Raw genomic sequence first — 24,302 nt, 5'->3', positions numbered from 1 at the left:
GAAGAGAATGCCCGCAGGGGCGCCCTGTCTGCTACACGTATCCCCGCGCAGATCACAACAGTTGCGACACAAACCCCCGTGCCCCGCAACCGGCGATAGAGATCTACTTCAGCTCCAGATGACACCCGGTCGCCGACGGGCAACGGTCAGGGCGTCTACTGGGAGGAACCCCGATCCCATGACCGGATCCCGCTGCTGCACCTTCACGGCGGACCAGGCGGAACTCGCGTCCGGTCTGGGTGCGTAGCATCGTCCAGATGCACCTCAACGACATCGCCCTCCGAATCGAGAACCTGTCTATCCAGTACGCCGAGGTGTACGGGATCAACCGCTCTGCCGACTGGGCTCTCCTCAAACTCACAGAAGAGGTCGGAGAACTCGCCCAAGCCCATCTCACCGCGACCGGCCAGAGCAGAAATCGTGGCCTGAGCACAGAAGAACAGCAGGAAGTTGTTGCTAACGAGCTCGGAGACGTCCTCGGGATGTGCCTGGTCTACGCGAAACAGCTCGGGATCGACCCAGAAGTGGCCATTGCAGAGAAGTGGTTCCGTCACGAGAAGGTCCCAGCAGCCTCGGCGGAGTGATCTCGCGCGTAGCGCGCTCTCGAGGAAATAGAGCCACTGCTGTGCCCTCAACCCTGGGCGACCGGCGTGTCCCTCCGCGTGACCCTGAGGATTACGACAAGTTAGTGAGACAGACCGCGTCTCACCGACATGTCATTTCCCATGTCAGCAGTTCGCCTGTGTGACAAGATCCGCGGGATTTTACAGCAGCAGCGGCGTCAGATCCCGCTTTTCGTGTCACCGTCTCAGTTTCGAGTCACACGCGTGTCAACCTCCCGTGCTGACACTCCTGTACCCAGGCGCCGCACGATGACCTCTGGTCACACCTCTTGTGCGATTGGTCCCACGACTCTCTTCAATTAACATCCAAGTCGACAATCTCGAATCTCTACTACGTAGGCATAATAGTGACATGAGCAACAATGCCACCGGAGATTCCGGAAAGAAGCAGGGGTTCTGGGCCAAGGCTGCCGCTGACGCGAAGAAGGCGACTGAAGAAGCTGAGACGCGGACGCTACAGGCGCGCGAGCTGGCAGGGAACCTTGTGACAAAGCAATCGTTCGGCGGATCGACGATCGAAATCTACGACGGTGGTTATGTCCGAGTCGCCGCGTTCATCTCGAAAACGACTCCATACGAGAAGCTGAAGTCCATCAAGCACTCTTTCCAGGTTCAGGACAAGAGCGCTGGTGGTCGCGCGATCGCGGGTATGGCGACGGTTGGGCTCAACTACCTCGCCTCGAATGAGAAGCGAACGGTCTTTCTTACGCTGGTGACGGACAAGCGGGTGCACTCGCTGAAGGCAACGGGGGGAATGGCGCGCAGTGCGGACAAGACCGCACTCGGACTAGAGGTTGCCGGGCGGAGCGTATTGGGCGGACTGGCCGCGCCCGCAGCGGCGGCGACTGTCACCGTCCCGCCAGTGGCCGCGACGCCTGCGAAGAAACAGAGCGACCTGATCGAACAGATCAAGAGACTCGGAGAGTTGCATGCCGCAGGTGTTCTGTCCGACGAAGAATTCACCTTGAAGAAGACAGACCTCCTCAACCGAATCTAGAGGGCCTAGACAAACAGGCAGGGCTGCTCCAGCAATTCCAGCAGAATCATCAACTCCGTCAGAGTCGAGACCACGCGTCTGACGTACAGCGTTCCTACAGTGGATCTAGAGTCGGAAGGATCAAGATGACCGTCAACTCGCCTGCAAAACAGTCAGGACTCTCGTTCACCGCAGTGGATGTTGAGACTGCCAATCCTCAGCGCGCTTCCATCTGCGCGATCGGCCTAGCCAAGGTCCGTGACGGCCAGGTGGTTGACACGTGGTCGTCCTTGGTTAAGCCGCACGAAGAGTTCGCAGAGTTTCACTCCCGCAACATCGACGTTCACCAAATCCGCCCTGAAGATGTGGCAGAAGCACCAGCGTGGGACACGATCCACCAAGAACTCAGCGCGTTCATCCAAGAGGATTTGATCGTCGCCCACAGCAATTTCGACAGGTCTGCCATCGAGCGTGCATGCACAATATACGATCTTGAACCCCCGGCACATGTCTGGCATGACTCCGAGATTCTGGCGAGAAACCTGCTTACACTCTCGTCCTACAAGCTGCCAGTCGTCTCTAGTTTCTTGGGTCTCTCAGAGTTCATCCATCACCGCGCAATGGACGACGCGGTGCAGTGTGCGCGAATTGTGACCGAACTGGCCAATAGAGCGGACGTCGACAGTCTCGACGAGCTGTTCCAGTGGAGTCATCATGAGGCGAAGAGAGCAGGTTCGGGTGCGAGGCCCCTTGGCGACTTCACGGGCTTGTCGACATCCAACCCTCTTGCGGGCGAGAAAGTTGTGTTCACGGGGACTCTGCAAATCTTAAATCGCTCTGAAGCGCAGAGCTTGGTTGAATCGCTAGGTGGGAAAGCACAAGCTAGCGTGGGCAAGGCAACGACAATCGTGGTCAGCGGGGACTTTGATCCAAGGACGTTGAGGCCCGGGACCAACCTCACAGGGAAACTACAAAGAGCGCAAGAGCTTGTAGCATCTGGTCAACCACTCGAGATCCTCGACGAGCAAGACTTTCTGGAACGCATACAAGTTGCCCGTGAAGCTCTCGAAGCGGCTACACGGGAACAAAGGGTTCCTAATGCATCTCAGTGGCTTCCTTCATATGTGCTGGGTCAAGCGAAGCTCGCTAATACCCAAGACTTGGACTACAACGCTTGGCTGCGTGCTGGTCTGAGGCACCCCAGTGGGCGAGCCAAGCCGACTGATCCCTGCATCCGTTGTGGGACTCCAATACCTGATGGTCTCTTCTGGCTCATGTTGGAGCGTCACACATGCTCTGATCGCTGCGCTGCGGCGCTGAAGCGCGCAGCAAAACGCGCCTGGATCAAAGAAGGAATCCATGGCCCCGACGCGCCGACCCGTGACGGAAAGACGTTCCGATACTGACACCAGGTCGAGACTTGGCGAACCCCTCTAGGGCCTCGCCCAACTCGCGGCTCGACACTCAAGTCAGAGATAGTCATCAATCTCGCATCCGAAGCCCGATAAGAACGCCAAGGCGGTGGAAGAGTCCGTACCAACCGCCCGGCGTGCATATCCTCCCACTCAGTCTGAGGATTACGACAAGTTAGTGAGACTTGCCGCGTCCCAGCGAAATGTCACTTCCCACGTCAGCGCCAGGCCTATGTGACAAGTTCCGCGGGATCCTACAGCAGCAGCTGTAGTAGGAGGTTCCGGTCAAGGTTCGCCACTTCTCAATCAGTGGCCAGCGCGTGGCAGCCTGCTCAGAGGCTTGTCATACCGGCACCGCGGAAGCATGGTTGATCCTCGTTGGGGTAGGCACTCACCTTTCGAAACGGCGGCTCTCACCGAGCTACACCGAAGCCGGCCTGCCCTGTTGGGGATCGCCCTGCGCAACGATGCACCAGCCGAGACCGCACAAGGCCGCCGGTGCGACCCTGCCCTCGAACCTCGGCGAGGCTTCGGGCATCGGCTACGCCTCCTTTTCTTCGCCACCAACGATGAACCCGATCATGGCTGGTGCGCGCACCTCCCTCTGGACGATAAGTCCGGAAGGGCACTTGAGGTGACACGCCCTCCCGGACTGGCTAGAAGTTCGCGCTCAGAACTGCCGCGCCGCAACATCAGGGCGATGCGATTCGGCAAGCAGCTCTCGCACGCGGTTGGCAGGAACAGGCGCCCCTGGGTCGGCGAGGTAGTCCGCGGCGAGCACGGCCAGGTCGGCGGCGTAGATCGGGGTGTACGCACCGGATTCCGGTTCAAAGCTCCAGGACTCCGAGAGAGCTCCCGCGTCGACCGTGTCGAAGCCCAGGGTGTTCACGATCGCGGAGACACGGGCCTTCGCATCGTCGTGGTCCCCGGCGATCGGCAGAGCGGTCCGCGGAGTGGAGTTCGCCAGGTTCGGGATGTGGTGGAAGAGGATGTTGTTGAACGCCTTGACGATCACAGTGCCAGGGAGCAGTGACTGTTCGTACTCAGCGGTGGTGCTTTCGAGGGAGTCCAGCTCTTCGATGCGGCCGTCCCGATGAGGGTAATAGTTTCCGGTCGAGAGGATCGTCTTACCCTCGAAGGCATCGACGGGCAGGTTCGGGTACGCCGCCAGGGGAACGGCCAGGACGGGAATGTCGCCAAACCCTGCTGCCGCACTGGCGTCGCCGGCCTGAGCCCGAGGCCCGAGTTCCTCGATCAGGCTTGAAAGTGATTCCGGCCCCCGCAAGTTCGCGATGAGGACTTCATAGTCGGCCGCTACGGCCAACCGAGCGACGGCGGCTCCGATCGATCCGCTGCCAATGATTCCGATGCGCTTCATGCTGCTCTCCTTACTGTTGATGGTCCTGCCGGGCATTCGTTCCAGACAGGATTCTTCGACTATTGGTAGTCAGGTACGCCCGATGAGTCGGCAGTGTGAGTAGTCAGCTCCCACCCGCTCCTGATGAGTCCGGCCATGGCAGCTGCGGACGCGTGGTCCGCCATCGCGGCACCTCGCGCCCAGCTCATGGCTAGAGCGGACAGGAAGAGATCCCGCGCGCGAATCTCACCACGCGCACTCCCCTCGCGCTGAGCGGCATGCAGGAACTCTTCGGTCGTGGTAATGAACCCCTGACATGTCACGGCCAATGGCGAGGGACTCCCCATCGCAGCCCGCAGCGGCTCAGGCAACCCATCGAAGGCGCCAGCCCACTCGGTCAGCGCTCCAAGCCAGCCGTCGAGCGCGTCAGCCGCGCTGGCGGATCGAGCCCGGAGTTCGTCGCGCCTGGCAACGAGCTCCTCGTCGCGCGCGGCGAGAAGTGCAGCAAGCAGCGCCTCTCGGTTCGGGAAGTGCCGGTACAACGTCCCTGCACCCACGCCTGCCCGTTTCGCGATGGCATCGAGCGAACCGCCGACTCCATGTTCAGAGAAATGCTGCTCGGCGATGTCGAGTATGTGATCCCTGTTTCGGCGGGCATCGGCCCGTGGCGCGCGAGTCTTGCTGGTCGATGTCTCAGACATGGCAGTCATCTCACTTTCAAAAACGGGGAGTGTCTCCGTATAGTATCCCCATTAAGGGGAGACTGTCTCCTTTTACATCACGGTGTCGCGGCACGCGGTGCGTCTGACACACCGTCGTCGATCAGCCAGACGCCGCCAACAACCCACGTGTGCGCACGGAAAGAAGACAAGATGTCCAGACAGATGATCATCGGCATGCACCTTGGAAACGGCTATGGCAACCTGCCCGGCGCATGGCGTGCCCCCACCGTCGACCCCACGAGCTACACCAGCTTCGATGCAAAAGTTCGGCATGCCCAAGCCGCCGAACGTGGAAAGCTCCAATTCCTGTTTCTCCCCGACGGCCCAAGCCACGTGGGCGACATGGACAACGAACCCCCCAACTTCAACCTCGACGTCATGGTCACGCTGGCAGCAGTTACCCGCGAAACGCGTCGAATCGGCCTCGTCGCCACTGGCTCGACCACCTTCAACGAACCGTTCAACCTCGCGAGACAATTCAAGGCCCTCGATGTGATGAGTCATGGGCGCACGGGCTGGAACGCCGTGACTTCGAGCGGCGAGGACGTCGCGGCCAACTACGGACGACGGCTTCCGTCCAGCGTCGACCGCTACGGAAGGGCACACGAGACGGTCCCGCTGGTGCAGTCACTATGGGGCAGCTGGGGAGAGCACGCCTGGGTCCACGACCAGGCGACCGGCCGGTTCGCCAACGCGGCGCACATCGCTCCGATCAATATGGGTGGTGAGTTCGTCGCCTCACGCGGGCCGCTCTATATTCCGCCCTCGCCGCAGGGCCAACCCGTCGTCTTCCACGCCGGAGGCAGCCCGAACGCCCATGAGTTTGCCGGTCGGTGGGCCAACGGCGTCGTCGGCGCGGCCTTCACGATCGAGGACGCCCGCGCACAGCGTGCCGCCTTCCGTCAGTCTGCCGAGCGCAATGGGCGAGACCCGGATGAGATCAAGTTCTTCGCCGGTCTGATGACGACGCTGGCCAGAGACACCAGGACAGGCCTTGATCGCCGCATCGAGCTCAGCGGACGGACCTTCCCCCCACGCGTGTCCTATCTCGGAAGGATGCTCGGGCTGCACCTGGATCCTGCACAGCTCGACGAGCCCCTCTCTCCGAATCAGCTGTCCGATGCTCGGCCCTCACCGGGTGACCCGCGCTCGACGCACGCTTTGAAGATCGCGCGCGAAGGCTGGACGATCCGCGACGTTCTCGCACACGGGGTCATCGACTACCACCCCGTCATCGTCGGACCCGCCGCCGACGCCGCTGACCACATGCAGGAATGGTTCGAGGCAGAGGCTGTCGACGGGTTCTGGGTCTCTCCGGACATCTACGAGGACGGAGTCGATGCGTTCGTCGACGGCGTCGTGCCGATCCGCCAGAATCGCCGTCTCTTTCACCAGGACTATGACGGTGCCACGCTGCGGGATCATCTGGGCGCCCCGGCCCAATACGGAGTTGATCATCGCTTCACGCAGTGACTCCGATCAGAGGTTCTTCTGCAACCGCCGCGGCTCGAGCGCTGAGTGACAGCCCTCCCAGCGCTCGAGCGCCGGCATCAACTACCAGCGATCGTGTCTCTGATCGCAGAACCCAGCTCTTCGGTGCTCGCGCTCCCTCCAAGATCTGGCGTCAGGGTCGCGCCTTGCGCCAACACGGACTCGAAAGCATCAACGACCGTCTTAGCGGCATCTTCGTAGCCCAGGAATTCCAGCATCATCGCCCCCGCCCAGATCTGGCCGATGGGGTTGGCGATTCCTTGGCCGGCGATATCTGGAGCGGATCCATGGACTGGTTCGAAGAGCGACGGCCATTCACCGGTCGGGTTGAGATTCGCTGAGGGCGCCACCCCTATCGTCCCGGTACAGGCAGGACCAAGGTCAGAGAGGATATCGCCGAAGAGGTTCGAGGCGACCACGACGTTGAACCAGTCTGGGTGCAGCACGAAATGCGCGGCGAGGATATCGATGTGGAACGCATTCACCTCAACATCGTCGTACTGGCTGTTGACCGCGGCGACCCGTTCATCCCAGTAGGGCATGGTCACCGATATGCCGTTGGACTTCGTCGCTGACGTCAGGCGACCCGCGCGTTTCTGCGCCTGCTGGTGCGCGAAGTGGAGGATGCGGTCCACCCCGACGCGAGTCATCACGGTCTCTTGCATCACGGTCTCTCGCTCGGTGCCCTCGAAGATCCGCCCCCCGATGCTGGAGTACTCACCTTCGGTGTTCTCCCGGACGACGAGAAAATCGATATCCCCTGCTTTGCGATTGGCCAGCGGTGAGGGAACCCCTGGCAAGAGCTTGATGGGTCGAAGGTTGACGTACTGGTCGAAGACGCGTCGGAACTGGAGCAGTGACTCCCACAGGGAGACATGGTCCGGGACCACCGCTGGCCATCCCACTGCTCCGAAATAGATGGCGTCGAAGCCTCGGAGGACCTCCACCCAATCCTCCGGCAGCATCCGACCGTGACGTTGCCAGTAGTCGGCGGAGGCGAAGTCGAACTCCTCAAACTCCAGGCGGAGCCCAAACTTCTCGGCGGCTGCATGCAGACACTTAAGCCCTTCCGGCACGACCTCCTTGCCGATGCCGTCCCCTGCGATGACGGCGATGCGATGTATCCGCGGCGTGTTGGGGACTGAACTCATGACTCGGTTCCTTTCGATGACGGTGATGGGACGCGGTGAGCAGGTTCCCGCCCACGCAGCAGGTCTACTACGGCTTGGGCCGCCGCTTCTCCGGCGCGCAGCCGTGCTTGGACGGTCTGACCCGCAAGGTGAGAAGTGATGATCACGTTGTTCAGTCCTCGAAGAGGACTCTCGGGGGGCAGCGGTTCCGTGCTCAGGACATCCAAGGCTGCGGCTGCGATGGTGCCGGATCGGAGGGCGTGGGCGAGCGCGGCCTCGTCGATGAGTGATCCGCGGCTGGTGTTGATCACGGTGGCCGTGGGTTTCATGGCACGAAGGGTTGTCGCATCCAACAGCGGCGGGCTGTTGCTGTCCGCCTTCTGGTGAAGGCTCAGGTAGTCGGATCGGCGAAGAACTTCGTCGAGGTCGACGAACTGCACGTCGTGGTCGGTGACGTCTGGGTGTGAGGTCGACACCAGAACCTTCATCCCCAGAGCTGCTCCCAGTTTCGCCACCAATCTGCCGCTGAAGCCATACCCAATCACGCCGAGCACTGAGCCGTGGAGCTCGCCACCCGCCTGCCGAGGCCAACCACCGTCCCTCACACCGTTGGTGACCTCGACGAGACGCCGGGCAGACACGATCATCATGCCGATGGTCAGTTCTGCGACTGAGTAGTGGTTCGTTCCGGGCGCGTTGCACACCGCGACACCTTTGGCTGCCGCCGCTGAGATGTCGATGGAGTCATAGCCCACTCCGCTGCGCGCCATGATCTTGAGCCGATCAGCCGTGCGAATCATCTCTGCAGTGATCGGCTCGCTCGCGAGGATGGCAGCGTCGAATCCATGCAGAAGCGTCTCACGCTCTTCAGCCGTGCGAGGTCCGACGTATGGGTTGAAGACCGTCTCGTGGCCTTCCCAACGAAGCAGCCGATCGACGGCGTCCCCCGGGACCAGATAGTCGGTGGTGATGAGCACCTGTGCCATAGCTGTGATCACTTTCCCTTACTGGAAGTCCGCGGGAACGGAGAAGAGGTCGATTCCCCAGATATGGGGCAGAACGAGGAACGTGGCTGCGACGATGAGGAACAGTGCAGCAAGATTGAGCCAGAAGCCGATGCGGACCATGTCCATGATGGTGATCTTGCCGGTTCCGAACATCACCGCGTTAGGCGGCGTGCCCACCGGCAGCATGAAGGCACAGTTCGCGGCCATGGCTGTGGGCACCATCAGCGCGTAGGGGTGGACTCCCAGAGCCAGTCCGAAGGCCGCCATCACGGGGAGGATCATGGTCGCGGTGGCGGCGTTGGACGTGATCTCGGTCAGGAAGAGCACCAGGGCCGTGGCGACCAGCACGGTCAGCACGATGTTGACGCCCTCAAGCACCAGAAGCTGGTCCCCGATCCAGTCTGAGAGCCCGGTCTCGACGAAGCCCGCCGCAATGGCCAGACCGCCGCCGAACAGAAGCAAGATTCCCCAGGGGATCTTCTTGGAGTCTTCCCACTCCAGAATCCGGGAGGCATTGCCGCTCCGTGTTGGCACCATGAACAACAGCACCGCTGCGGTGACTGCGATCATTCCGTCGCTGATCCCCGGGAGAAGGTCGTCCCAGATAAAGCCTCGAGAGATCCACATGAAGGCTGTGCCGATGAAGATCGCCAGGACTGCCTTCTCTTCGGTAGAGAGTCTGCCGAGCAGAGCTTTCTCATCCCTGATGACTTCTCTTCCACCCGGGAGCTGGGAGAACCCGAACCGAAACTTCACGAAGGTCAGATAGAACCACGCAAACGCGAGGAGAAGAATGACGATCGGCACACCGAAGAGCATCCATTGACCGAAGCTGATGGTCTGCCCGAAGACTTCGCCGGTCACTGCGGCGAGGACGGCCAGCGGCGGGGTGCCGATCAGCGTCCCGAGTCCTCCGATCGTCGCGGCGTAGCCGATGCAGAAGACGATGCACTTCTCGAACTTGGGGATCTCATCGAGATGTTCGCCCTTTTCCAAGGTCCGCGCGGCTTGGTAGGCCACGGCAAGCCCAACAGGAATCATCATCATCGTCGCGGCAGTGTTGGAGACCCACATCGACAGGAATGCCGTCGCAATCATGAACCCAAGGATGATCCTGCGTGGACTCGTGCCGATCATCGCGACGATGGTCAGCGCGATGCGCTTATGGAGGTTCCATTTCTCCATCGCAATCGCCAAGGAGAATCCTCCAAGGAACAGGAAGATGATGTCGTTGCCGTAGGAGGACACGACGGCGTCGCCCTCGAGGGCGCCGGTCAGCGGAAGCAGCACGACCGGGAGCAGCGATGTCACCGGAATCGGGACGACCTCAGTGATCCACCATGTCGCGATCCACAATGTGGCGGCGAGGACCGCCACACCTTCCGAGGAGAGGCCTTCTGATTCGAAGAACAGCAGCGTGACCAGGAACAGCAGAGGGCCCAGCGCCAGACCCAGCAGTCGAGCAGGGGTATAACCGCCGGGCGGCCCGTTCCTTGTCTCTTCGTCCTCGTTCCGAGCCTGATCCGGTCGATAGACCGAGGCAGAAGAGCGACCGCCCGACTGTGCCCGGGCGGGTTCAGGTCGGTACGAACCACGACCCACGGAGAACATCACGAGTCGTTTGATCTGTCGATGGGATTCCCAGAGCTCATCCCAGACGCGTTGTGCTGAGTATGCAGACATGTCTCACCTTCATTGTGGTTGCGATCATTCACCGAAGGATCGTGAGCACACCTCAGGCACGGTCCGGTCGATGTCGAGCAGAGAAACTGAGCGGATCAGCTGTGCAGATCCTTCAGGACTTCGTAGAACTTGGACTTGCCCTCCAGGCCGATGCCCGGGAGATCTCCAGGTGACACCCGCCCCTGGGCGATGACGGCGTCGTCGGTGAAGCCGCCTGTGGGCTGGAACTCGCCGGGGTAGGACTCGTTGCCGCCGAGCTTCAAAGCCGCTGCGATGTGCAGGGAGAACTGGTGGCCTCCGTGGGGGATGCAGCGCCTGGAGGACCAGCCGTGCTGGGAGAGCATGTTCAAGATTCGGCGGTACTCGGTGAGTCCGTAGCTCAGCGCCGGGTCGACCTGGATGTAGTCGCGGTCAGGTCGCATGCCTCCGTGCCGGATCAGGTTCCGCGCATCCTGCAGGGAGAACAGGTTCTCCCCCGTCGCGATGGGGTGGGTGTAGTTCTCAGACAGCACCGCGTTCAGCCGGTAATCCAGGGGGTCGCCGACTTCCTCGTACCAGAACAGTCCGTACTGGTCGATGGCCCGGCCGTACTCCAGGGCGGTATCGAGATCGAACTTGCCATTGACGTCAACCATGAGCCGATCACCCCGGCCCCCGACGACGTCGAGGACAGCTTCGATGCGCCGACAGTCTTCGGCCAGATCTGCTCCGCCGATCTTCATCTTGACGACCTCGTACCCGCCGTCGAGGAATCCCTTCATCTCGTCCTGCAGATCGGTGTAACTCTTGCCGGGCGCGTAGTAGCCCCCCGCCGCATAGACAAAGACGTCAGAGTCAGGAGCGCCGTCGCCGTAGTGGTCGGAGATCCAGCGATACAGCGGGACCCCTGCGGCCTTGGCGGCGAGATCGTGCAACGCCATGTCCATCACCCCGACAGCTACTGAGCGTTCGCCGTGGCCGCCGGGCTTTTCGTTGGACATCATGATCGCCCAGGCCTTCTCTGGCGAGAGCTCTCCCTGATCGTCCAAGAGGTCCTGCGGATCTGCTGCCTGCAGGCGCGGCAGCATCCTGTTCGTGAGGATGGCGGTCGCGTTGTACCGACCGTTGGAGGAGAAGCCGTAGCCGACGAGGGGCTTGCCGTCGACGATCACGTCGCTGACCAGCGCAACGATGGTGCAGTCCATGGTGCTGAAGTTGATGTAGGCGTTGCTCATCGACGACTTGATGGGAATGGTGCCGGCGTGGGCCGAGACGATCTTCACGGGTGCTGTCCTATCTGTCTAGGATCTTATAAGCGTCTTATAAGATAGGCATGACAGTACCGGCTAGTGATGTGGGACACAAGAGGCGGTGCAATGGTGCGAGTAAAGTGGATGGAAATTGCCTCTTCGGGATGCAGTCGGGCACTTGGTGAAAAAGGGAGGAGACTGGTCAGCGTGGAGGTCAGCGGTCTCAGCAAAGGTGAGTTGGCGTACCGAGAACTTCGTCGGCGCATCATCACCGGCGGCCTTGAGCCCGGGTCTCGGCTCTCGCAGTACCAACTTGCCGCTGATATGGGCATGAGCATCACTCCCCTGCGGGAAGCAGTCCGACGCTTGGCGAGCGAGGGGTGGGTCGAACTCGACACTCATCGCGACGTGAAGATCGCCGCACTGGATGCCACTGAAGCTCACGAATTGTTAGAAGTGCGCCTTTCCTTGGAGCCCCTGGCCACGGAACTCGCAGCCCAGTTCCGAACCAGCAACGACATCCTCGCGATGACGTCGGCAGCCGATCGGCTGCTCCCGGTGAACCGCGCGTGGGGAGAAGAAGGAATTTCGATACACCGCGAATTTCATCGCGCGATCTACACCGCTTCCCATAACAGGGTTCTCATCAGACTTTTAGACGACCTGTGGGACAAGTCCGACCGCTATCGGCGTCTGGCTCTGGACCTCCCGGCCGGGGACAATCCGCGCAGCACAGATTTCAAACAACATCAGGAGATGCTGGATCTGATCATCGAGGGCGAAAGCTCCGCGGCCAGGGAGCTGTCCCGCGACCACATTCGCAACAGCCTCGGCGCCACGATTCCCGACGCTCTCGGGAGATCCCGCCGCTGGTCGTCACCGCCGGTGGTCTCCCAGACCTGAAGCGGGCCGCACGGAGATCGGTTGGTCGGGAGTTCGGTCGTCGTCTTCTCGCTCAGTACGCGATTCGCGCCGACTGGAGACATCGGCGGCCATCGACGGCTCTCCTGATCACTTTCCGCTTCAGCGAGGGAAGGCCGTCTTGTTGGACGCCCTCGCCCGAATGATGGAGGGCAACTTGAGTCTGCCCTGGCTGATCAGGACCGCGAGAATCACGATGGTTCCCCCGACGAGCTCATTCCATTGAATGCGCTCGTGCAGGACGAGCACCCCGAGAATCACTCCTCCGATGGGCGTCAGGTAGGTCACCGTGGAGGCGACGGTCGCTCCCCATGCGTTGATGACGTTGGTGTACCAGATGTAGGCCAGACCGGTGCCGACAGCTCCGAGCAAGATGACACTGACAACGATCGAGATCGAGAGGTTGACGGGATCACGGCCGATGAAGGGGGTCAGGACGATGATGACGAGGGCTCCTGCGCCGATCTGGCTGGCCGCAATCGTGGTGGAGTCGTAATCGTGAGCACGGAAGAACTTGCGGGTGTAGGTGAACCCCAGCCCGTAGCAGGTTGTCGCACCCAGGCAGGCTAGTTGAGCGAGAAGGTTCGCATCCTCGAGGTCGGCGAGGAATCGCCAAGGCCCAAGGACTAGAACGACACCCCCGGCGGCGGTGAGCATCGCCATCGTCTTGATCCTCGTGAGACGTTCCTCGGGGAGAACTGCCAGGGCGATGAGCATCGTCGCGATCGGAGTGGTCGCATTGAAGATGCTCGACAGCCCAGAAGGCAGGTATTGGGCAGCCCAGGAGAACATCAAGAACGGGGCGACACACATCAAGATCCCGATCGCGAACAGGTGAAGCCAGGTCCGCGCGCCTCTCGGCCATCGACGCCGGGTCAGGACCATGATCAGCGCCAACAGCACTGCGCCCCCCACAAGTCGTCCAAGAACGACCTGCGCGGGCGAGATTCCTTGGACGGCAATCTTGATGAACAGGAAACTCGAGCCCCAGACGGCTGCTGCAGCGATGTACTGGGCCCCGACCGAGAGTGATGCCTGCTTTGGCTTCCTGGCTGCAGCGCTCATGCGATTCCTTTCGACGCTATACGCCCAGCGTGCCGACATGCGGCAGTATGAGTCCAATGCATCTAGGTCATCAAGGCATGAGGAGAGACCATGAGCGTCACGTTGAAGCAGCTGACCGTGCTGTCCCTGGTCGTGGAGCACGGTGGCTTCGGTGCGGCCGCTCAGGAGCTCGGGGTTGATCAGTCCTCCGTGTCCCACAGCATCGCGGCCCTGGAAAAGACGGCAGGAGCCGCCCTGGTGACCCGGACAAGTCCGATTCAGCCGACGGAGTTAGGTCGTCACCTGATTCACCATGCCCGATCTGCGCTGGCGGCTGCGCGTGCCATCGAATCTGTCATTGAAGAGCATCACCAGAACGTACCTACCGGAACAGTGAAAATCGCAGCTTCGCAGACGGCGGCCCACCGCCTGCTGCCTCAGTTGATGAACAAGTGGGCTCAGGCTCTGCCTGAGGTCGACGTGCGCATCTTCGAAGGCGACGACGAAGAACTCGAAGAGTGGCTGGACAGTGGGGTCGTGGACTGCGCCATTCTCATAGACCCTGAGAAGACGCCCGCGGGTGGGGTGGAGCTGCTGACAGACAGATTCCAAGCGGTGCTTCGCAAAGACCACCCGTTCAGCACCGAGGACCGAATAGCCCTAGGTGAGCTCCTCGAAGATCCGTTATTGGTATCTGCTGGCGGCTGCGAACCGCAGATCAAAGCAATCCATAGGCGCATCGGCGCGCGCTACGCTCCGGCTCAACGGGTAAGAGAGATCTCTACGCTTCTCAGCATGGTGGAAAACGACATCGGAGTAGCGATCATGCCGGCGCTCGCAGTGTCGATGATGCCGAGCACTCTGGTCATGGTCGACCTGGACCCGAGCCTGGAGCGCCGACTTGTCCTCACCGGGCCAGCCAACAGGCCCTGGCATCCTCCGGTCAGTCGGATGCTCGAGCTGATCGTGACCGAGTCGAAAAACCGCGCATGACTCTCGACCACACATTCCCGTTCGCGGGCCAGTGGGCCAGGGGGCCAGGGGGCCAGGGCGACCGGATCAGCTACGGAGATCCAGGATGCAGGCGGGCGGGGGCGGCGTCGGGGTGCCTGTGGTGACGAAAAGGCCGCAGGGCGGGATTTCTGGTCGGATCGCGCCCTGCGGCCTTGGTTTCGTCAGTGCTGGTGCCTCAGTTGGGGCTCAGGTACATGGTGGTGGACCAGTACGGAGAGTCCGCGGAGTACACCGTCGTGCCCTGCTCCGGGTTGTTCGCACCGATGAGCTGGCCATTGCCCACGTAGATCGCGGCATGGCTGCCACCGTTCTGGATGACGATGTCACCCGGTGAGGGCGAATCGACCTGGCTCATGGACGCCATCATGCCGTAGGTGGTGCGCGGAACATCGAGACCAGCCTGGGAATAGGCCCAGTTGATGAATCCCGAGCAGTCCCAGCCCGAGGTCGAGGTCCCACCGTAGGAGTAGGGGTTGCCCACGCCGGCATAGGCGGCGCCCACGATCGAACCGTTGCCACCGTTCGAGGCTGGCGCTTCGGTCTGCGCCGGCGCGAAGGACGCGACCTGGATGTTGCCCTGGGCCTGCGGGGAAGCGCCAGTCTGCGACTGCGCGGTGAACTGCTCGGCCCACTGGGAGCCGGTCACGGCCGCAGGAGCGGCGGTGGTGCTGGCACGCTCCGGGCTGTAGCTGGAGGGCGCTGCTTCCCAGGTGGTGCTCTCGGGGACTACATCGCCGGTGCCGGCGTTTGCAGCAACTGCTGAGGAGAGCACCAGGCCGGAAGCCACGACGGCGGCTGCGGCACCACGGCCGAAGGTCCCGGCGTTGGAGGCCATGGCCTTCGTGAGCGAGGGCTTGTTCTGGCGGCGCCGGTCACGGCGTGAGACGGAGGTCATGTTGTTGGTCACTTGGAAGCCTCTTCCTATTGGTGCGGGGCCGGCAGCGTGAAGCGGCGAGCCGGGAAGCTCGTCGCCTTCAGGGTGGATTGACCGCGATGCCCCGCGTCTGCCTGTCGGTAGTTTTTTGAACGGCTCGAGTCAGCGGCAGGAGTAGATCTGACTAGAGGTGCTGCGCTCCTGGGACGAGGTCCCGGGATAACGACCGTAAAACAAACCGCTAGCGAATGTCACATTCAGGTCACGGTCACCCCAGGAATTGTGCCGATACACGCGGTCGAGCGTCGCACCGGAGCCGCAGATTCGCCGACTGGGTCAACTGAAATTACTGATCAGATCGCCAGAACCATTTCTCGATCGCGAGGCAGAGAGATGTGCCACATCAGGCCACCCGCCAGACCCGCGCCTCCAAGAATTCCGAGACCGCAGGCACCGGGATGGTCCTGCGACCGACACCCGGGCAGAATGCTCGGAACCAGGCAAGATGAGGAGGTCTGCATGTACTCGACGAGGAGGTGACCACGTGGCCCTGTGGCCTGCAGCTCAACACGGAAGCAGGAGGTCAGGCAGTGAGCGAAACAGGACCGACCGTCCAGCCCGAGGGTGCCACGCCGTTCAGCTACGTCCGTGGAATCTTCTACCGCGCCGTGGATCCCACCTTCACACAGCAGGCACTTGATGGTTCTCACTCGGAGGGAAGATTCTCACCTCGAGGGACACCTACCCTCTACCTCAGCGCCTCGCGGGAGGGTGTGGCTGCCGCGATGCTGGCCCATACCGATTCCTCCTCCCCCGTTCGGGAGACACTCTCCTTCCAGGTCACGGCTTCGCGCATCGCTGATCTTCGAGACAGGACGACGATGAAGGCGATCGGCGTCGACGTCGACGCGGCCGCGGCGCCCTGGCAGGGCGATGTGGCAGCAGGCAGGGCGCCGGCCTCATGGAAGGTCCGTGAAAGGCTGGTCGAGCTCGGCGCTCACGGGCTGATCAACCCGTCCCGGACGCGACCAGGGCTATGGCACTTGACCCTGTTCACCTGGAACCAGCCGGGCGCCGCGTCTGTGACGCCGGACTGGATCTGAGGGTTGCGGCACGATTGAGGGGCAGGCCGAGTCTCGAAGGGCCTCGTCGCCATCGGCGGGAGGACTACACATCTCATTCGACGGCTGCCTCAGCAACGGGAAACTTGACCCCGGTCAGGTCCTCGGAGACGCTCCGTACGAGGACCCAATCAGACTCTCGGTTGGTCTCGCATCGTGGTGGCCGCCGTGAGCAGGACCGCCCGTCGGCGGGTGAAGTATCGAGGCAGGATGGCGATCACGTGGTTCAGGTGGCCAGAAACCCAGCTGGGCGGCGGGTTGCGGCGTCCGAGCACGCGCAGGGCCCCCTCGACCACTTCTTCCGCGGACTGGGAGGGTCCTGCATCGTTCCCACCGCTGACGTCGAAGAATTCCGTCCGAGTGATCCCGGGGGCATAGGCAAGGACTCGCAATCCGGTGCCGCGGACTTCGGCCCACAGGCTCTCGGTGAAGCTCAGGACGAATGCCTTGGCAGCGGAGTAGGCGCCTTGCATCGGGATGGAGGAGTATGCCGCCAGGCTCGTGATGTTCAGGAGGTAGCCGTTCCCGCTCTGGCGGAGCCCCGCGATAAAGGCTCGACTGATGTCCATCACCGCGCTGACGTTGACGGCGATCATCTTTCGGAGCTCCGCGGGGTCAGACTCGTCAAGCGTGGCCCAGATGCCGAATCCCGCATTGTTGATCACGCTGGTCACGTGGATGCCCCGGGCTTCGACCTCCGTGAGAAGCGCCTCGCCGGGGGCCGCTTCGGAAAGGTCGGCGGCGATCGTGTGCACCTGCACGTCGTGCCGGGCTCTCAGCTCGGCCGCGAGTGTGTCGAGGCGATCGAGTCGTCGCGCGACCAGGACAAGGTGAGAGCCCGCCGCAGCGAGCCGCCGCGCGAACTCGGCGCCTATACCGGAGCTCGCACCAGTGATAAGGACTGTCTGGCGGTCATGGCGAAGTGGCTTCATGATTCCCTCGACTAGAAGCGACGGCATTAAGTGCCTTGGTGGCAGTCTATGTCAGGACGGCATTACGTGCCACAAAGGCAGTGGGACTAGGATGCCGTACATGGACAGTCGGAGATATTCAGAGGCATCGCTTCGTGAACGCACGCGAGCCTCAATGCGCGACGAGGTCGCTGCGGTCGCTATCGAGTTGTTTGCAGCGCACGGCTTCCATGAGGTCACGACGGCGCAGATCGCCTCGAGGGCGGGGATCTCGCCGCGATCCTTTTTCCGGTACTTCCCCTCGAAGGAGGACGTGGTGCTCGGCACTCTGGTGGATTCCGGGACCCGGGTGAGAGATGCTCTGGTAAATCGGCCGGCTGGTGAAAATGCATGGGATGCGTTGCGACACTCTCTCCATGTGCTCGTCGAGGACCCCGTCTATCCTGCTGGAGATCTGGAGTCCATCGCGCGGATCATCCTGGAGACTCCGTCCATTCGCGCTCGCGACCTGGAGAAGTATCAGCAGTGGGAGGACCTTCTGGCGCCGCACCTCGCGGAACGCTTGGAGGCTGGGCCTGATTCGCCTCGCGCCGGCGTGGAGTACCAGGCACGGGCCATGGTGGGTGCGGCTTGTGCCTGCCTGCGATTGGCGACCGATCGTTGGCTGCGCAGCGCAGGATCCGAAGATCCCGCCGCGATCTTCGATGACCTGGTCACCTCGATCCGACGGTAGGCCGCTCACACACGATGAGCACCGTCGGACCAAGGTCTTGACTCCCCCGCTAGCGTTGATCCGATGATGGAGAATCACGCCTCGAGTCTTGAACCTTTGGGCTGAGTGACACGAAGGATGCTGAACTGCCTCAGAGTTCTTCAGCACGTTGCGGGGTGCGCCGACTATCCCCATTGCCGTCCGCAGCCGAGTAACCCTCCGCCGCACTGGCTGGACCCGCTGGGCCTCCATCCTGCCTTCGCCGATTCAGCGTCAGACGCAGGCTCAGAGCCGCGTAATAGAGCACGTAGCCGCCGGACAAGGCGACCAGCCACAGGCTCGGCGAGGGGTACTGCGCAAGTATCAGCGCATAGAGGCCCAGCCACAGCGTGGTGAGCGTCATGGTCAGCCACCACGCTGTCTCGGTTCGGGAAGGGTAGACGTACTTGACCGGAACGAACACGAGCACTGTCAGAACGAGCAGCGTGGTGGTGGTCACGGCAGTGCTGGCGCCGAGCACAATGAGGTAGAACGCGGCAATGTTCCAGTAGCTGGGGAATCCGACGAAGAAGTGGTCATCGGTCTTGGCGTCGCTGCGGCAGAACTGGAAGCAGGACGCCAACAGCGGCACAGAGGCGACGACGCCGCCGAGCCAGCCGTCCGGCAGGTATCCAGCGCTCCACAGAAGCACCATCGGCGCGAACGCGTAGGTGATGTAGTCGACGATATTGTCCAACAGTGCGCCGTCGAAGCCTGGCACCACTTCCTTGACTCGGAAGCGGCGCGCCAGAAAACCGTCAGAGCCGTCGATGACCATCGCGGCGAGGAAGAGCCACAGCACGATCTCGACTTCACCGGCATAGGACATGTGCACCATAAGCAGCGCAAGGACAACACCCAGAGCGGTGTAGGCGTGGACCGACATCGCCGCCAGGCGATGCCAGGGACCGGATTGAGGCGCGGACATTGCCTTACCCTAGTCTGCTGAATGTGTCGGCGGCCACATGGAGAATCTTCGGCACCGGTGTCACCGTCGATTCCACTTATCCTCTGGTCAGTCGGAGATCCTTGAGGCCACTGACACCCGCAAACACCCCTCCCAGCACTGCCACCAGGAAGCCCCACCCCGGGACCGTGTCAGAGAACAGGCCCGCGGAGAAGCTGCCAAGGCCCATTGAGGCGACCAGGATGCTCGACGACCAGGTGAACATCTCGCTGATCTGGCGTGGCGGCGCCATGGAGCGCAGGGTGTCGGCGCCGATCACCAGGGTAGGAGACACGGCCAACCCCGCGGCGCCCAGAAGCAGGGCCAGCGCGAGAGGTGATTCCAGCCAGAAGGCGGCGGCGCAGCTGAGGGCCATCAAGAGCCCTGAACACGAGCGGACCCAGATCAGGTTCCACCGGCTGGGCAGCGCCCCGAGCACCAGTGCTGCGAACAGGCTTCCAGCGCCAAGAGCCCCGAGGATCCAACCGGCATACTCCCCCGCCGAGGCCACCACAGCGACATCTACTGCGCCGAGGAAGATCCCCAGCCCGGCGTACCCCAGCAGAATCGCCGCCAATCCCGGCACCTTTCGCACTGACACCCGCGGGGTCGACGGCTCCGCGCGGTGGACCGAGGCGCGTCGGGAACTTCGGGAGGACAGCACCCGCGCGGCGCAGAGCAACAGAGACCCGGTGCCTGTGACAGCGACGGTGAGCGCGAAGCCCAAGAGGGGGTATCCGCCGTGTGCCAGAGCAACTGCGAGGATGGGGCCCCCGATGTAGATCACCTCGTCGATGAACGATTCCACAGAGTAGGCAGTCCGCAGACGCTCCGGGCGATCCCGCAGCAGATCCACCCAGCGGCCTCTGACGATGGCCCCGACGGGCGCGATCGTCCCACCGGTGAGGCCACCCAGGAGCACCACATAGACGGTCGACCAGTCGTTCCAGACGGCCAAGGCAAACCCTGAGCCGAAGACGACGTGCCCGACCGCCGCCAGGATCAAGACTCGTTGGGGGCCGACCGTGTCCACGGCGCGCCCCAACAAGGGGCCCACGAGCGCCTGAGCTGCGGTCATCACGCCCATGGCGAGACCCGCGACGGCGTAGGACCCGGTCTGGTGCTCGACGAACAACAAGACCGCGATGGCCCTCATGCCCATGGGCGATCTGGCGAGGAACCCGAAGGTGACTAGTCCCCTGGACTGTGAGGTCGACAAGACATCGGAGAAGCTCTGTAACATCGGTGACCCGGCTCTCCGCCTAGACCGTGGTCCGACGTCGACTAGGAGGAAACTCGTCAGCGGGGCGTGTTGACTCTCTCCTCATCGCGCGGCGTCCCACCACCGCAGCACTCGAAGTGCCTTCAGGGTGACCCACGTCGACGGCCTTCCCGGCCCGGAGTCCATCGGGAACCAGCTGCGCCCACGGTAGCCGCGTCCCAGACTCCATCGGCCATCACGCAGTCGCATGGATCTGAGATGCTCCACCGCACCTGCAAGCCTGAGGTCTGGCAACGTACCCGCGTGAATACTCGCGCGGCGAAAGTGCTCGAGCGCTCGCAAAACGTTGAAGTGCCACCGAGGGGGGTAGCTGAGCTCAAGATACTCCTCGTCGATCAACTCGCCGGTGGAGAGCCTGTACATCAGGTTGCGACTCAGCAGATACTCCTCACCGGCCAGACGCGCCCGCTGAGAGGCAGACGTACCGCCAGTCGACCGCTCGAATTCGAACAACCCTTCCAATACGTTGATGGTCGTGTCGAAGGACGAGCGCCGTGAGCCACGCTCTCGTTCACAGTTCCATCCACCGTCCTGAAGGGCCTGTCCCACCAGAAGGGACGCGATAGCTTCGACGTCGACGCCGAAATACGCTCCCTGCCCCAGCGTCCGCCCATTGATGCACTCCTCGACTTCACCAGTCCAGTACTCCTGCCCGTCGTGATCCCAGCGAGCATTCTGACCTACCAGCTGGACCGCGCGTCGAGCACTCTCAGAGGTCGGATCGAGCCCGAAGTCCTGCAACTGAGTCAGTGCCCAGCAGGTCGCAGTCCAGGGCTGACCTTCATCACGCATCTGACTCCAGGTAAACCCACGTGGAAGGAAGGCTCCCCCATCCCACTGACCGTCGTCGTCCTGGAGAGCTAGAAGCGCCCCGCCCCATCCCCCAGTCTCCACCTTGCGACGTTCTGCGGACCACTGACTCTCCGGTGCATCCAAGAGGTCACGCATCGCTTGCCACCGGATGACCGGATCACCTCGCATCAACCAGTCCACGGGTGAATCCGACGTCATAGGCCCATCCCTTCTCCTGCTGTGAGATGTCGATCCTCTTCGTCGCCTGATCGCTCGCGACGACTCTGGGGGCCGCCTGTTAGAGCGTGGTCGTGGTGATCTCTACGAGATCAGCGCTCTTGTCCCACAGTCCGACTGCCAGCTGCGCGTCTGCGGCCTGAGGGTTGGTCTTGGCGATCTTCTGCTTCTCGTAGTACTGACCTGAGACCCACTCTCGGCCCGGGGCGCCTTCGACGAGCCATACGAGGTGGACCGCGCTCTGTTCCGGGCTGATGAGACCGGCCAGACGGCCAAGCGGCGTCTGGTAGATGAATCGCATCACGCTGGTGGTGTCCGAAGCGAAGCTCGTCTGGACGTTTCCGGGATGGAAGGAGACCGCGGAGATTCCCTGCTCGGAGAACCTCCGGTCGAGTTCCTTGGTGAAGAGGATGTTGGCCAGCTTCGCGTCCCCGTAGGCCTTGTTGGAGGAATACTTCCGCTCGTTGTTGAGGTCTTCAAGGTTGATCTTCCCGAAGATGCGCGCTGCGACGCTTGAGGTGTTGATGATGGAGGCGTTGCTCGCCGTCAGAGTCTCCATCAGAAGGTTGGTCAGCAAGAACGGTGCGAGGTGGTTCACCTGCAGCGTCTTCTCGAACCCATCGACCGTCCGGGTCTGGTCCCCGAAGATGCCGCCGGCATTGTTGATCAGAACGTCTATCCGGGGGTACCTGTCCTCCAGGCGCTCCGCGAGTGCCCTCACCTCGGAGAACCTTGTGAAGTCCGCGAGAAAGAAGTCGGCGTTGAGCTCGTGCGCCAGGGCCTCTGTCTTCTGTTTCGAGCGCCCCACAAGGGCGACCGTGTGCCCGCCCGCGACAAGCTGGCGGGCGGCGGCTGCTCCAATTCCGTCACTGGCACCTGTGAGGACGATGGTCTTTTCGTTCATGGGATGTCTCCTTGTCGGATGAACGTTCAACGGCCGTGGCAGCGCCGTGTGGCAGGTTGGTGGCGAGCGCGTGGACCACCGCGGACGCGACCGCGATCATCAACACGATGATGTCAGCATCACGCCGGATTGGCATAAGCTCAGCCTCCGGGGTGAGACACCCGACGATGCAAAGCTCGGCTCCGAGATAAGCCCCGAATGCCGCTGCTTGTGGATCTGGGATAGTGACAGTGTCCTGAGAAAGCCAGTCCTCCGATGTGGAAGGCGCGAGGTGTCGCCCCGATGAGTAGCCCAGCAGAATTCGACATCGCACTGGATCGCCGCTTCGCGCAGGAGCTCCCCGAGTTGTCGATCCCGTGGTCCGCCCAAAAGGCCACCGCTCCGCAGCTGATCGTGCTCAACGAGCCGTTGGCGCATCACTTGGGACTTGAACCCGCAGAATTGCACAGCCCAGAGGGCGTCCGCCTGCTGGTCGGCAACCGAGTACCCTCAAGCGCCACCCCAGTAGCTCAGGGCTACTCTGGCCACCAGTTCGGTTCATACTCCCCGCGTCTGGGAGACGGACGGGCCCTGTTGCTCGGCGAGCTCACCGACGGTGAAGGTCAGCTGCGCGACGTCCATCTCAAAGGATCGGGGCGGACACCCTTCGCGCGAGGGGGCGCCGACGGCCAGGCTGCGCTGGGCCCGATGCTGCGCGAGTACGTCATCAGCGAGGCGATGCACGCCCTGGGAATTCCCACCACTCGTTCCCTAGCGGTCCTCACCACCGGTGACCTTGTGCAGCGCGAGACAGCGTTGCCTGGGGCGGTTCTTACCCGGGTGGCCAAGAGCCACCTGCGCGTGGGCAGTTTTCAGTACGCACGGGCCACGGGTGGCACCGAACTCGTGCGCCGTCTGGCCGACCATGCGATCGCCCGACACGCCCCCGAGGCGAAGAACGCTGAGAATCCCTATCTCGCACTCTTCGCATCGGTGGTCTCGGCCCAGGCGGAGCTGATCGCCCAGTGGATGCTGGTCGGTTTTGTCCACGGAGTGATGAACACCGACAACATGACGATCTCCGGGGAATCCATCGATTACGGCCCCTGCGCGTTCATGGACGCCTTCGACCCCGCCGCGGTCTACAGCTCTATCGACCAGAACGGTCGCTACGCCTACCGGAACCAGCCGGCGATCGCCGAATGGAACCTGGCCCGCTTCGCCGAGACTCTGCTGCCGCTGTTCGAGGACGACGACGATCAAGCCGTTGCCCTGGCGCAGGAAGCCCTGGGTGCCTTCCGCGATGAGTACAGTGCTGCCTGGTCTCTCGGCATGAAGACCAAGCTGGGACTGCCACAGGACCTGAATGACGAGGTCAGCTCACCGGTGATCAACGACCTCATGACCCTGCTGCAGGAGCAGTCCCTCGACTACACCTCGTTCTTCCGGGCACTCACCCAGGCTGCCTCCGGGGACCTGCAACCTGTTCGACAGCAGGCCCTCGATCTCGATGCTCTCAATGCCTGGCTGCAGGGCTGGCGCGAGCTTTCCCCTGATCCGGAGCAGATAGCCAGGGTCAACCCTGTGTACATTCCGCGAAACCACCTGGTCGAGGAAGCCCTCGACGCGGCGACCGACGGCGACTTGTCACCGTTCCATAAGCTGTTGGAGGCCGTCATCGATCCTTATCGCGAGCGCGAGGGCTACGCTCGCTATACGTCCCCGCCACCGGCGAGCTTCGGCCCCTACCGAACCTTCTGCGGGACCTGAGGATCCTCCACTGAACAGGACCCCGTTGGGCCACGAGAGATCCGCGCGACGCTCCTCGGTGCCGGTCTTGACATCGACAGCGTGTTCGGCGGATACGACTCCGAACCGATGGGTCAGGACGTTGGC

General features: G+C 62.4%; 22 protein-coding genes. 9 read left to right on the top strand and 13 right to left on the bottom strand.

The features are described 5' to 3' along the window. Window positions 1-257: 257 nt before the first annotated feature. The 3 genes from ACHAA4_RS09480 to ACHAA4_RS09470 all read left to right on the top strand — a co-directional run bounded on the left by ACHAA4_RS09480 (window position 258) and on the right by ACHAA4_RS09470 (window position 3,005). Window positions 258-584 (top strand): MazG-like family protein, encoded by a 327-nt coding sequence (locus tag ACHAA4_RS09480; RefSeq protein WP_435773928.1) that lies wholly within the window; start codon window positions 258-260, stop codon window positions 582-584. A 391-nt stretch (window positions 585-975) separates the two neighbouring features. Next, complete coding sequence (locus ACHAA4_RS09475; protein WP_435773927.1) at window positions 976-1,620, top strand: SHOCT domain-containing protein; 645 nt, start codon at window positions 976-978, stop codon at window positions 1,618-1,620. 125 nt (window positions 1,621-1,745) lie between these two features. Then, entirely contained in the window at window positions 1,746-3,005 is a 1,260-nt protein-coding gene (locus ACHAA4_RS09470) for an exonuclease domain-containing protein (protein WP_435773926.1), read from the top strand. A gap of 676 nt (window positions 3,006-3,681) precedes the next feature. Here the strand turns inward: ACHAA4_RS09470 and ACHAA4_RS09465 are convergent. Continuing rightward, window positions 3,682-4,425 carry an NADPH-dependent F420 reductase gene (locus tag ACHAA4_RS09465; RefSeq protein WP_435773925.1) on the bottom strand — a complete coding sequence of 248 codons (744 nt, stop codon included), beginning with the start codon at window positions 4,423-4,425 and terminating at the stop codon, window positions 3,682-3,684. Window positions 4,426-4,448: 23 nt separating this feature from the next. Further along, window positions 4,449-5,069: a TetR/AcrR family transcriptional regulator gene (locus tag ACHAA4_RS09460; protein ID WP_435773924.1), complete on the bottom strand. Its 621-nt coding sequence runs from the start codon at window positions 5,067-5,069 to the stop codon at window positions 4,449-4,451. Between ACHAA4_RS09460 and ACHAA4_RS09455 the strand changes: the two genes are divergently transcribed. Beyond that, complete coding sequence (locus ACHAA4_RS09455; protein ID WP_435773923.1) at window positions 4,968-6,563, top strand: NtaA/DmoA family FMN-dependent monooxygenase; 1,596 nt, start codon at window positions 4,968-4,970, stop codon at window positions 6,561-6,563. The genes ACHAA4_RS09460 and ACHAA4_RS09455 overlap by 102 nt on opposite strands. Window positions 6,564-6,640: 77 nt before the next feature. On the opposite strand, the gene ACHAA4_RS09450 is transcribed toward ACHAA4_RS09455, so the two are convergent. The 4 genes from ACHAA4_RS09450 to ACHAA4_RS09435 form a co-directional block, all read right to left on the bottom strand. Then, window positions 6,641-7,732 carry a tartrate dehydrogenase gene (locus ACHAA4_RS09450; RefSeq protein ID WP_435773922.1) on the bottom strand — a complete coding sequence of 364 codons (1,092 nt, stop codon included), beginning with the start codon at window positions 7,730-7,732 and terminating at the stop codon, window positions 6,641-6,643. Beyond that, on the bottom strand, window positions 7,729-8,697 hold the full coding sequence (locus ACHAA4_RS09445) for a phosphoglycerate dehydrogenase (protein WP_435773921.1): 969 nt from the start codon (window positions 8,695-8,697) through the stop codon (window positions 7,729-7,731). Before ACHAA4_RS09445 ends, ACHAA4_RS09450 begins: the two co-directional genes overlap by 4 nt. A gap of 18 nt (window positions 8,698-8,715) precedes the next feature. After that, window positions 8,716-10,401, bottom strand: a complete 1,686-nt coding sequence (locus tag ACHAA4_RS09440; protein WP_435773920.1) for an SLC13 family permease — start codon at window positions 10,399-10,401, stop codon at window positions 8,716-8,718. Window positions 10,402-10,496: 95 nt separating this feature from the next. After that, window positions 10,497-11,663, bottom strand: a complete 1,167-nt coding sequence (locus ACHAA4_RS09435) for an enolase C-terminal domain-like protein (protein ID WP_435773919.1) — start codon at window positions 11,661-11,663, stop codon at window positions 10,497-10,499. A gap of 111 nt (window positions 11,664-11,774) precedes the next feature. Here ACHAA4_RS09435 and ACHAA4_RS09430 point away from each other — a divergent pair, with 111 nt between their 5' ends. Further along, window positions 11,775-12,533, top strand: coding sequence for a GntR family transcriptional regulator (locus ACHAA4_RS09430; RefSeq protein ID WP_435773918.1), 759 nt, complete (start codon window positions 11,775-11,777; stop codon window positions 12,531-12,533). A gap of 120 nt (window positions 12,534-12,653) precedes the next feature. Here the strand turns inward: ACHAA4_RS09430 and ACHAA4_RS09425 are convergent, their stop codons facing one another. Then, the gene (locus ACHAA4_RS09425; protein ID WP_435773917.1) at window positions 12,654-13,655 is read right to left on the bottom strand and encodes a DMT family transporter; all 1,002 of its coding nucleotides are present in this window, start codon (window positions 13,653-13,655) and stop codon (window positions 12,654-12,656) included. A 51-nt stretch (window positions 13,656-13,706) separates the two neighbouring features. On the opposite strand from ACHAA4_RS09425, the gene ACHAA4_RS09420 reads away from it, so the two are divergent. Then, window positions 13,707-14,588 (top strand): LysR family transcriptional regulator, encoded by an 882-nt coding sequence (locus ACHAA4_RS09420; protein WP_435773916.1) that lies wholly within the window; start codon window positions 13,707-13,709, stop codon window positions 14,586-14,588. 196 nt (window positions 14,589-14,784) lie between these two features. Here ACHAA4_RS09420 and ACHAA4_RS09415 read toward each other — a convergent pair whose 3' ends face one another. After that, window positions 14,785-15,516 carry a C40 family peptidase gene (locus ACHAA4_RS09415; RefSeq protein ID WP_435773915.1) on the bottom strand — a complete coding sequence of 244 codons (732 nt, stop codon included), beginning with the start codon at window positions 15,514-15,516 and terminating at the stop codon, window positions 14,785-14,787. Between the two features lie 557 nt (window positions 15,517-16,073). Between ACHAA4_RS09415 and ACHAA4_RS09410 the strand changes: the two genes are divergently transcribed. Beyond that, window positions 16,074-16,586 (top strand): RES domain-containing protein, encoded by a 513-nt coding sequence (locus ACHAA4_RS09410; RefSeq protein WP_435773914.1) that lies wholly within the window; start codon window positions 16,074-16,076, stop codon window positions 16,584-16,586. A 149-nt stretch (window positions 16,587-16,735) separates the two neighbouring features. On the opposite strand, the gene ACHAA4_RS09405 is transcribed toward ACHAA4_RS09410, so the two are convergent. Beyond that, on the bottom strand, window positions 16,736-17,536 hold the full coding sequence (locus tag ACHAA4_RS09405) for an SDR family NAD(P)-dependent oxidoreductase (RefSeq protein ID WP_435773913.1): 801 nt from the start codon (window positions 17,534-17,536) through the stop codon (window positions 16,736-16,738). Between ACHAA4_RS09405 and ACHAA4_RS09400 the strand changes: the two genes are divergently transcribed. Then, window positions 17,535-18,248 (top strand): TetR family transcriptional regulator, encoded by a 714-nt coding sequence (locus ACHAA4_RS09400; protein ID WP_435773912.1) that lies wholly within the window; start codon window positions 17,535-17,537, stop codon window positions 18,246-18,248. The genes ACHAA4_RS09405 and ACHAA4_RS09400 overlap by 2 nt on opposite strands. A 130-nt stretch (window positions 18,249-18,378) precedes the next feature. Here ACHAA4_RS09400 and ACHAA4_RS09395 read toward each other — a convergent pair whose 3' ends face one another. The 4 genes from ACHAA4_RS09395 to ACHAA4_RS09380 form a co-directional block, all read right to left on the bottom strand. Further along, window positions 18,379-19,194 carry a CDP-alcohol phosphatidyltransferase family protein gene (locus tag ACHAA4_RS09395; protein ID WP_435773911.1) on the bottom strand — a complete coding sequence of 272 codons (816 nt, stop codon included), beginning with the start codon at window positions 19,192-19,194 and terminating at the stop codon, window positions 18,379-18,381. A 76-nt stretch (window positions 19,195-19,270) separates the two neighbouring features. Continuing rightward, window positions 19,271-20,515 carry an MFS transporter gene (locus ACHAA4_RS09390; RefSeq protein WP_435774037.1) on the bottom strand — a complete coding sequence of 415 codons (1,245 nt, stop codon included), beginning with the start codon at window positions 20,513-20,515 and terminating at the stop codon, window positions 19,271-19,273. Window positions 20,516-20,536: 21 nt separating this feature from the next. After that, entirely contained in the window at window positions 20,537-21,505 is a 969-nt protein-coding gene (locus tag ACHAA4_RS09385; RefSeq protein WP_435773910.1) for a hypothetical protein, read from the bottom strand. Between the two features lie 79 nt (window positions 21,506-21,584). Further along, a complete protein-coding gene (locus ACHAA4_RS09380; RefSeq protein ID WP_435773909.1) occupies window positions 21,585-22,427 on the bottom strand; it encodes an SDR family NAD(P)-dependent oxidoreductase in 843 nt (280 codons plus the stop codon). A 282-nt stretch (window positions 22,428-22,709) separates the two neighbouring features. On the opposite strand from ACHAA4_RS09380, the gene ACHAA4_RS09375 reads away from it, so the two are divergent. Continuing rightward, window positions 22,710-24,176, top strand: coding sequence for a protein adenylyltransferase SelO (locus ACHAA4_RS09375; protein ID WP_435773908.1), 1,467 nt, complete (start codon window positions 22,710-22,712; stop codon window positions 24,174-24,176). Window positions 24,177-24,302 lie beyond the last annotated feature (126 nt).

The organism is Nesterenkonia maliinae (assembly GCF_051262655.1).
In the GTDB taxonomy this organism is placed as follows: Bacteria; Actinomycetota; Actinomycetes; order Actinomycetales; family Micrococcaceae; genus Nesterenkonia.
This window is presented reverse-complemented; position numbering and strand designations above follow the sequence as displayed.